This window comes from Streptococcus suis (assembly GCF_029616525.1).
GTDB classification, from domain to species: domain Bacteria; phylum Bacillota; class Bacilli; order Lactobacillales; family Streptococcaceae; genus Streptococcus; species Streptococcus suis_AF.
The window spans coordinates 37,337-46,608 of the sequence record NZ_JANFME010000015.1 but is presented as its reverse complement, the minus strand read 5'-3'; the positions used below and the strand labels follow the sequence as shown (position 1 = coordinate 46,608).

Annotated in this window: 11 protein-coding genes; 1 reads left to right on the top strand and 10 read right to left on the bottom strand. The window is 41.6% G+C overall.

From position 1 onward, the window contains the following. Positions 1–87 precede the first annotated feature (87 nt). The 10 genes from hbs to xseA form a co-directional block, all read right to left on the bottom strand. Positions 88–363 (bottom strand): non-specific DNA-binding protein Hbs, encoded by a 276-nt coding sequence (gene hbs, locus NOL38_RS07235; protein WP_002936247.1) that lies wholly within the window; start codon positions 361–363, stop codon positions 88–90. 89 nt (positions 364–452) lie between these two features. Beyond that, positions 453–1,049: a YpmS family protein gene (locus tag NOL38_RS07230; protein ID WP_002936249.1), complete on the bottom strand. Its 597-nt coding sequence runs from the start codon at positions 1,047–1,049 to the stop codon at positions 453–455. Continuing rightward, positions 1,021–1,854 carry an SGNH/GDSL hydrolase family protein gene (locus NOL38_RS07225; protein ID WP_002936251.1) on the bottom strand — a complete coding sequence of 278 codons (834 nt, stop codon included), beginning with the start codon at positions 1,852–1,854 and terminating at the stop codon, positions 1,021–1,023. Before NOL38_RS07225 ends, NOL38_RS07230 begins: the two co-directional genes overlap by 29 nt. After that, positions 1,847–2,680 carry a fatty acid kinase binding subunit FakB gene (fakB, locus tag NOL38_RS07220; RefSeq protein WP_277941795.1) on the bottom strand — a complete coding sequence of 278 codons (834 nt, stop codon included), beginning with the start codon at positions 2,678–2,680 and terminating at the stop codon, positions 1,847–1,849. The genes NOL38_RS07225 and fakB overlap by 8 nt, the downstream gene beginning before the upstream one ends. A 93-nt stretch (positions 2,681–2,773) precedes the next feature. Further along, entirely contained in the window at positions 2,774–4,435 is a 1,662-nt protein-coding gene (gene recN, locus NOL38_RS07215) for a DNA repair protein RecN (protein WP_277941794.1), read from the bottom strand. A 2-nt stretch (positions 4,436–4,437) separates the two neighbouring features. Beyond that, positions 4,438–4,863 carry an arginine repressor gene (locus NOL38_RS07210; RefSeq protein WP_002936261.1) on the bottom strand — a complete coding sequence of 142 codons (426 nt, stop codon included), beginning with the start codon at positions 4,861–4,863 and terminating at the stop codon, positions 4,438–4,440. Further along, the gene (locus tag NOL38_RS07205; protein ID WP_024393822.1) at positions 4,856–5,677 is read right to left on the bottom strand and encodes a TlyA family RNA methyltransferase; all 822 of its coding nucleotides are present in this window, start codon (positions 5,675–5,677) and stop codon (positions 4,856–4,858) included. Before NOL38_RS07205 ends, NOL38_RS07210 begins: the two co-directional genes overlap by 8 nt. After that, on the bottom strand, positions 5,670–6,539 hold the full coding sequence (locus tag NOL38_RS07200) for a polyprenyl synthetase family protein (RefSeq protein WP_277941793.1): 870 nt from the start codon (positions 6,537–6,539) through the stop codon (positions 5,670–5,672). The genes NOL38_RS07205 and NOL38_RS07200 overlap by 8 nt, the downstream gene beginning before the upstream one ends. Then, positions 6,539–6,754, bottom strand: a complete 216-nt coding sequence (locus NOL38_RS07195; RefSeq protein WP_002936269.1) for an exodeoxyribonuclease VII small subunit — start codon at positions 6,752–6,754, stop codon at positions 6,539–6,541. Before NOL38_RS07195 ends, NOL38_RS07200 begins: the two co-directional genes overlap by 1 nt. Then, complete coding sequence (gene xseA / locus NOL38_RS07190) at positions 6,729–8,072, bottom strand: exodeoxyribonuclease VII large subunit (RefSeq protein ID WP_277941792.1); 1,344 nt, start codon at positions 8,070–8,072, stop codon at positions 6,729–6,731. The genes NOL38_RS07195 and xseA overlap by 26 nt, the downstream gene beginning before the upstream one ends. Before the next feature lie 166 nt (positions 8,073–8,238). On the opposite strand from xseA, the gene ypfJ reads away from it, so the two are divergent. Beyond that, positions 8,239–9,147: a KPN_02809 family neutral zinc metallopeptidase gene (ypfJ, locus tag NOL38_RS07185; RefSeq protein ID WP_024413789.1), complete on the top strand. Its 909-nt coding sequence runs from the start codon at positions 8,239–8,241 to the stop codon at positions 9,145–9,147. Positions 9,148–9,272: the final 125 nt, after the last annotated feature.

Here is a 9,272-nt window from a genome sequence, read left to right as displayed (position 1 = left end):
GTTTTGCCCCTTATTTGCCCCTTAAACAAGAAAAAAGCCCGTCGGACAAGCTAGAAAGCTTGATATGACGGGCTTTTTCACGTTAAATTATTTTACCGCATCCTTAAGAGCTTTACCAGCTTTGAATGCTGGAACTTTTGATGCTGCGATTTTGATTTCTGCACCTGTTTGAGGGTTGCGGCCTGTACGTGCTGAACGCTCACGAACTTCAAAGTTACCGAAACCGATCAATTGTACTTTTTCACCAGCTGCAAGGTAGTCTGCTACTGCTCCGAATACTGCATCAACAGCTGCTGCTGAGTCTTTTTTAGTCAATGAAGTTGCTTCTGCAACTTTTGCAATCAAATCTTGTTTATTAGCCATTTGCTAAGTCCTCCAATAATTTTCTGAGTTATTACTCACTTCTATATAGTACCGAATTTTAGGCGTTTGGTCAAGTTTTTAATGCTATTTCACTGTCTTTTTCTGTAGATATCAACAATGAATTGGTCGTTGTACAAATCAATCGTATTCGCCTTTCCATACAGACCAAATTTGTTCTTCAGTTCTGTCAGTTGAACCTGTACTTGCGCTTGTTCTGAGTCTATTTTTACAAAGGCAGGTAGTTTATAATTTTTTTGTAAATAAGCTAATACCTCTGCTTTCGGCAAGGATAAACTTCCAACTGATATTTCTGTTATCCGTAACAAAATACTGCCATCTTCCATTTTGCTAGGTTGAAAATAAATATAGAGTGGGATAGTCACACCAAAAATCTGATAGCTGCCTTCAAAAACAACTTGCTGACTCGTTACGAATAATTGATAGGAAAACTCTTCCGTCTGATACTCTTTTAGATAGTTAGTGAGGGTTTGGTTGAGCTGTTCCCTATTAGTGGAGAAGGTCCCAACCTTTGTGTCTTCTGTACTAGTCTGAACGAGCTTTGTTAAATCCTCTCTATCTGTTTGAATCCGTGTATAGAGGACTATTCCGCAACCAATCAATAAAGCCAACTGGGCTAAAAATAGCCATTTCCAAATATTAAGGTTCCCAGCTTTCCGTGGTCTCATTCATTCTCTCCAATATCGCTTTTTTCATAATCTCATATCCAGTATTATTGGGATGGAAACTGTCTTCCTCATACAGTAAATTATTGGTAACTTGGCTACCATTTTGACTAATACCAGCCTCCCCTTCCAATCCTTTATAGAGCAAATCATTGATCGGAACAAAGTAGACATGTTGATATTTTTCAGTTATCTGTTCTGTCATCGTATTCCAATTATCAACAATTGTCTGCATTTCTGTCAATTCAGGAAAATTGAGGTAGAGTGGATTGTAAATCCCGACAACATAGATGGGAAGATTTGGATTATTCTTACGTGCTGTCTTAATAATTGTATCCAATCGTTTTCCGTAATCTTTTGCGGGCTTATCAAAAGTTGAAACTTTGAGATTGGCAATGTTTTTAATAATAGCCTTGCGCAAATCGTTGCCACCAACTGTCAGAGTTAACAGATCTGCTGTTTTTAAGTAACTTATCAGCTCTCCATCTTCCTTCATTCGCTTAAGAATCTGATTACTGGTATTCCCAGAAACTCCGAAATTTTTATAATCTACTTCATAACCATAATCGTTAGTTAGAGATTGAGCCAACAAGGGAACAAAGCCCCCCTGTCCAGTTGTATCTCCAACACCTTCTGTCAAAGAATCACCAAGTGCCACATATCGAAAACTGATTTTTTCTGATACGGTAAGCTCTTGTCTGGAGATGCGAGATGAGGCAACAGGAATGAGTTGATGAAATAGAAAAATCGACCCTAGAATTGCCAGAAAAAAGAAAACAAAGCCTTGAATCAACTTCCTGTTATTCATAACGAATCAAAATAGCCCAGGCATCCTCACCAGTATGAGTTTGAATGATGGAACCTGTCTCTAAAACAGAAATTTCTTTTGAGACGTACTCTTGTAATTGACTCTTCATTTCATTTGCAAAATCAGCCGTTCCTGAGTAGGAAATACCAATCTCGGCTACTTTTTTATCTGCTAGAGTTGCCGTGAACTCTTCCAGCCATTTTTTAAAGGTCTTATTACCTCGTCCTTTGACAATCGGAGTCAGCTGATGGTCTTTCATTTCCATGATGACACGGATATTGAGTAGGCTACTCAGCATCCCTTGAACACGCCCAATTCGGCCACCTTTGACTAAATTTTCTAGGGTTGATACACCGATGTATAATTCCGTTTTTTCTTTGACTGTTTCAATAGCTGCAAGGATTTCTTCTTTGCTGGCACCAGCTTGTGCCATGCGTGCTGCTTCTACAACTTGGAATTTTTCAGCCTGATCTGTAAAGCTTGAATCAAGTATTGTCACATCAGCACCCGATAGGGTTGCTCCTTGTCTAGCAGCTTCTACTGTCCCTGACAAGGCATGCGACAAGAGAATGGCAATAATCTGACTGCCATCTTTAGCCAAGTCAGCAAAAGTTTCCGCAAAGAGTCCTACTGGGGGCTGGCTTGTTTTTGGCAAGTTTTTCGACTCACGCATGAGCTCTAAGAATTCTCCTTCTTTTAAATCGTTGTCAGAGTATACGACTCCGTCAACCATTACAGATAATGGAACAACTGTTATATTCAATTCTTCGACCAAACTGGGTTCGATAGTCGTACTTGAATCCGTAACAATCTTAATCTTTGACATATTTCATCCTACAATTCTCTTCAATTTTGCCATCTATTATAACAAATTTTAACTAAAAAATAAACTTTGGACATAAGCAAAAAGGCTAGTCGCCTAACCTTTTTCTACTAATTCTTTTGCTTGATTACGGGCTGCATCTGTGATTTTGTCACCGGCTAACATCTTGGCAATTTCCTCAATACGCTCTTCTTTGGTCAAGAGACGGACACGAGAAACAGTCGAATGTTCGTCGGATATTTTCTCAATAAAGAACTGATAATCTGCAATAGCAATGACTTGTGGTAGATGAGAAATCGCCAATACTTGACCATATTGTCCGATTTTATAAATTTTCTGGGCAATTGCCTGGGCCACACGTCCAGACACCCCTGTATCCACCTCATCAAAGACAATAGAAGTTTTACCTTCTTTACGGGCAAAGGCTGACTTAATGGCCAACATCAAGCGAGACAATTCTCCTCCAGAAGCTACCTTAACCAGTGGTTTGAAGTCTTCGCCAGGATTGGTGGAGATGTAAAATTCTACTGTTTCATTTCCTTCTCGATTAAATTTTCCTTTAGTAAATCGAACTTGGAAACGAGCTTTCTCCATATACAAGTCTTGCAATTCTTGGCGAATAATATCTTCTAAAACAACAGCCAATTCATGGCGTGATTGGCTGAGCTGACCTGCTCGTTCAACCAATTCTTTCTCTAAGTTCTTAAGCTGAACTTCCAAATCATCTCCAGATAAATCATTGCCTGTCAATAGATTGTATTCTTCACTGATTTTACTAAAATAGTCCAAAACATCATCGACAGTCCCACCATATTTCTTCGTAATGGTATTGAGCAAATCCATACGACTTTCCAATTGCAAGAGACGATTGCCGTCAAAGTCTAGATTGTCCACCACATCGCTGAGACGCTTGGTCACATCTTCAACGACATAATAAGCTTCTGTCAGACTAGAAGAGAGCTGTTTGTAGTCTGGATCAAATTCTTCCAGACTTTGCAAGTCACTCATAGCTGAGCGTAGGTTGTTCAAGCTTGAAAAATCTTCATTGTCTAACAGTGCATAGGCATTGGTCAGTGTATCTGCAATTTGTTTGTGGTTGAGCAGTTTATCGCGTTCCTGATTGAGTTGAATATCTTCACCAGACTTCAAAGCCGCTGCTTCGATTTCAGCAATTTGGTATTCTAGCATCTCAATCCGCGCCTTGTGTTCTTGCTCATTTTTTTGCTTTTCAAGAACTCGTTTGCGAAGACTCCGATAGGCATCAAAGGTTGTCTGATAACGGTCTTTAAGACTCCAAAATTCATCTTCTCCGAAACTGTCCAAAAGACGGATATGGTGCTGGGATTTCATCAATTCTTCCTGGTCATGTTGACCATGAATATCTACTAAATATTGCCCAATCTGTTTCAAGACAGATAAATTGACCATTTGTCCATTGATACGGCTGACCGAACGGCCATTTTGTAGGATTTCACGACGGATAATGAGCTCGTCAGCTACTTCAATCCCCTGTTCAAGCAAAATTTGCTCGAGAGCTCTGCTATTTTCAAAGGAAAAGAGCCCTTCAATCTCAGCCTTGGCGGCCCCATGTCTGATAACATTTGTCGTCGCACGCGCCCCTAGCATCAGGTTCATGGCGTCGATGATAATGGACTTACCTGCACCTGTTTCACCAGATAGGATGGTCATCCCGTTTTCAAAATTCAGTGATACCTGCTCAATAATGGCGAAGTTTTTAATGGACACTTCTAGTAACATGGCTACCACCCTCTAACCGTCTGTTCGATTTGCGAAATAATACCTTCGTTTGTAACAATGAGCAGAATACTATCATCATCAGCAATCACTGAAAAAACATGTTCTTGAAATTGTTCCAAAATCTGGCGTTTGACCACAGCAGAGCTTCCAGGTACCAGACGGAGATTAATCATTTTATCCATCACTGAGACTTCAAAAACATTCTGCGATTTTACCTTAACAAGACCTGCCTTTGGTAAACCATAAATATATCCCTTATCCGCTGATGGAACCTTAATAATGCCAAGTTCCTTGATATCACGTGAAACCGTTGCTTGTGTCGCATTGACACCCATTGCTTCTAGACGTTCAACAATTTCTTCCTGTGTATCAATAGGAAATCGAACTACCAAATCTTTAATGACTTCTAATCGTTCTCGTTTATTCATCCTTTTTAAATTCCTCATGTGCTTGATAGACTGTAGTTGTTATGACCTCTTTATCAATCTGGTTTGGTTGTGTTGATTTTTCTAAGTGCGCTAAAAATTCGATATTGCCATGACCGCCTTGAACAGGGGAAAAACTAAGGGCTTTGACTGAGAAGCCTGTTTCCACGGCCATTTTTGTCACATCTTCCAAGACTTTCAAGTGAACGGATTTATCCTTGACAATGCCATTTTTCCCAATCTGTTCACGTCCAGCCTCGAATTGGGGTTTGACAAGGGCAACAACCTGACCGCCCTCCGCTAAAATACGATGGAGTGCTGGCAAAATCAGACTCAATGAGATAAAGCTGACGTCAATGGACGCAAAACTTGGTTGACCAAGTTCGAAATCTCCCAACTCAGCATAGCGGAAATTGTACTGTTCCATGCTGATCACACGCTCATCCTGACGTAATTTCCAAGCCAGTTGGTTGGTCCCGACATCCACAGCATAGACCTGCTTGGCACCAGCCTGCAACATAACATCCGTAAATCCGCCTGTAGAAGCCCCAATATCAATCGTTGTTTGACCCTCAACTGATAATTGGAAAACCTGCAAGGCTTTCTCCAATTTGAGACCACCACGGCTGACATACTTGAGTTTTTCCCCCTTGAGCTTGAGTTCAATTCCCTCGTCAATCTTCTCACCTGGTTTGTCGTAGCGTTCCCCGTTAATGACGGATATAACTAAGCCAGCCATAACACCGCGTTTGGCCTGCTCCCGCGTCTCGAAAAGCCCCTGTTTAAAAGCTAGTACATCTACTCTTTCCTTAGCCATTGATTCGTAAACTTCCTATGATTTCTTTGATTTTTTCTGTTGAAAATGGGACTTGTTTAGCCACTTGATCTAGCTCGTTGATTGCTTGATTCAAGCTATCTTCTAGAAAGACTTTTGAGGCTTCCAATCCCATTAGGGCAGGGTAGGTAGACTTCTCAGCCAATACATCTTTTTGGGGAGTTTTTCCGATTTCCTCAAAAGTGGCTGTCACATCCAAAATATCATCCCGAACTTGAAAGGCTAGACCAATTAATTGACCCGCTTGTCGCAAATGGTTGATTACCACATCTGATTGTCCTGCAATCAAACCTGCTGCTACAAAGGGAAAGGTCAATAATTTCCCTGTCTTATTGGCATGAATGGCTTGTAATTGCTCTAAGGTCAAATTCTGCCCTTCACCAGCCATATCCAAGACTTGACCAGCAACCATTCCAAAGGTCCCAGATGCCTGGGAAAGCTCTCTCACGAGAGCAAGGATGGTCTCAGCTGGTAAATCAACTTGGGCTAGGAAACCAAATGGATCTAGAAAGAGACTGTCCCCTGCTAAAATAGCCGTTGCTTCATCGTAAACCTTGTGGTTGGTCAAGCGACCACGACGGTAATCATCATTATCCATAGCAGGCAGGTCATCGTGAATCAAACTTCCCGTATGGATCAACTCGACACATGCTGCCACTTGGTAATGAGCTTGTTTTAATTCCATTCCAAAGGACTCTAAGATGGTCAATAAAAGCAAGGGGCGGATTCGTTTACCACCAGCCTGTAGCGAATAAAGAACCGATTGGTTGAGGCGTTCAGCTACCTGAGGTTGGTAAAAGTCTGCCATGGCTTCCTCAAGTCGCTGCAATTTACTGGCAACCATTAGTCCATCTCCGCTTCACTGCCATCCGCCTGCATGACCTTGACCAAGGTCTTTTCTGCTTCTGCTAGTGTCTTTTGTAGGTCTTTCGATAGGACCATTCCTTTTTGAAACTCGGCAAGTGCTTCTTCCAAAGCCACATCGCCTCGCTCCAATTTGGTTACGATTCCTTCTAATTCAGCTAAGTTTTCTTCAAATGTTTTCGTCTGTTTGGACATGTTTTACCTCCACATCAAGTTGACCATCCTTCATCTGGATGGTTAGGTTTTCACCCATTTGTACATTTTCTACACTATCAATCACCCGACCATCTTGACGAATCATGGCGTAGCCACGGGCCACGATGCGACTGGTATCCAGCATAGTCAAGGCCTCAATCAGCTTGTCCGCCTTGGCCATCTTATTGTCATAGATATTAGCCATATTGCTCTTCAAGAGTCGTTCCTGCTGGATAATTCTCTCTTGGAAACTCTCTACTTTACGACCTGGGTGCACACCTTGTAATCGTTGCTGTAGTAAGAGACTAGCCTGTTTCTGCTGGCTATAGAGTTCTTTCATCCGTGTCTGCAATTGATTGGTCAAGCGGTCTAATTTTTGTAAATAACCATCATACAAGCGTTCAGGCTGGCGGAACATGACTGACTGGCTAATTTTCTCAAGCTGACCTCTTAGGAATTTCAAACGATTGGTCATGGCCTGATAGGCTCTATTTTCCTGCTGATTGAGGTAGCCCAGTAAGTCTGCCTTGGTCACAGGTGTTGCTAATTCTGCGGCAGCTGTTGGGGTAGCAGCTCGTTTATCTGCTACAAAATCAGCCAGAGTCGTATCAGTTTCATGACCTACGCTGGAAATGATTGGAATACGGGATTTAAAAATAGCCCGAACCACAATTTCTTCATTGAAAGCCCAAAGGTCTTCGATAGAACCACCGCCACGACCAACAATCAAAACATCCAAGTCATCCCGTTCATTGGCTCTTTGGATATTGGCAACAACCTCCTGAGCAGCACCATCTCCTTGCACCTTGGTCGGATAGAGAACAATCTCTACGCCTGGAAAACGTCGGCTAACGGTTGTAATAATATCCTGAATAACAGCTCCACTCGGACTGGTAATGACACCGATTTTCTTGGTAAACCGTGGCAAGGCTTGCTTGAATTCTTCTTTAAATAAGCCTTCCTGTGTCAGAGCTTGTTTGAGCTGTTCAAACTTGATTGCCAAGGCTCCAATACCATCTTGCTCCGCTTTTTCAATGACAATGGAATAAGAACCATTTGGTTCATAGAGCTGAATGCGCCCAATGACATTGATTTTCATTCCCTCTTCAAGCTCAAAGCCCAGATTCTTATAGACGCCTGCCCACATGGTCGCTTGGATGACTGCCTTGTCATCCTTGAGCGAAAAATATTGATGGCTAGGGCGTTTACGGAAGTTGGACACTTGACCTGTCAAATACACCTTCTCCAAATACGGATCGCGGTCAAACTTTAATTTTAAATACTTAGTTAGATGACTAACCGATAAATATTCAACCATGTCCACTCCTTCTATATTGTATCCCTACTATTATACCAAATTTTGCACTTTTATACAGAACTAGGCCTATTATTTCCGATAGCTTTCCTGTGTTTTTTTCAACAATTTGCTATATAATAGTTTGTGAGAAAATAAGAACTTGTTGATAGGTTCTAAGGAGATTTATATGAAAATTGATGATTTACGAAAAAGTTCTAACATTGAGGACCGCAGGGGACAATCCAGTTCTAACTCATCTTTCTCGTCTGGTTCATCTGGCGGAAATGTTCTATTGGGACTACTCTTTTCACGACTTGGTTGGAAAGGAAAACTACTTGTTCTTGTCCTTTTATTAGCCTTCGGAGGCATGTCAAACCTTGGTGGGCTGCTTTCCCCATCAACAGGGACCAATCCTTACCAATCGAGTCAAGTCACAACGACTGGTACAGATGTGTCTGATGCAGATGCTGAATTCATGAGTAAGGTTTTAGGATCTACAGAAGATTTTTGGGTCCAAGAATTTAAAGCCAATGGTTTAACCTACAATGCACCGACTATGGTTTTCTATACTAACCAGACCCAAACCGGATGTGGAGTTGGCTCCGCCCAAGCCGGTCCATTCTATTGCTCTGCTGACCGCAAGATTTATATTGATACTTCTTTCTATCAAGAATTATCTAGCAAGTATAAGGCTGCTGGTGACTTTGCCATGGCCTATGTCATCGCTCATGAAGTTGGTCACCATGTTCAAAATGAATTAGAGGTTCTTGGGGCCTACCATCAAAAACGGGCTCAACTATCCGATAAGGAAGGCAATGCGCTAAATGTTCGTTTAGAATTGCAAGCTGACTATTATGCAGGAGCCTGGGCCAAATATGTTGATGGACAAGGCATCTTGGATGCTGGTGATATTGACGAAGCTATGAATGCTGCCCATGCAGTTGGTGACGATACTCTTCAACAAGAAGCCTACGGCCGTACTGTTCCAGACAGTTTTACCCACGGCACTTCTGAGCAAAGGAAAAAATGGTTTAATCTCGGTTATACCTATGGTGACCTTGCTCACGCCGATACATTCTCCGTAGAGAATCCTTAACCTCGATGCTATCAATAAAAGCTCCTGTAAAATGCAGGAGCTTTTATCAATACAGTCTATTCATACTGCCAAGATTAACTGCCAATCTATTTTTTACACCTAGATGATTCTGATGATCAAAATTT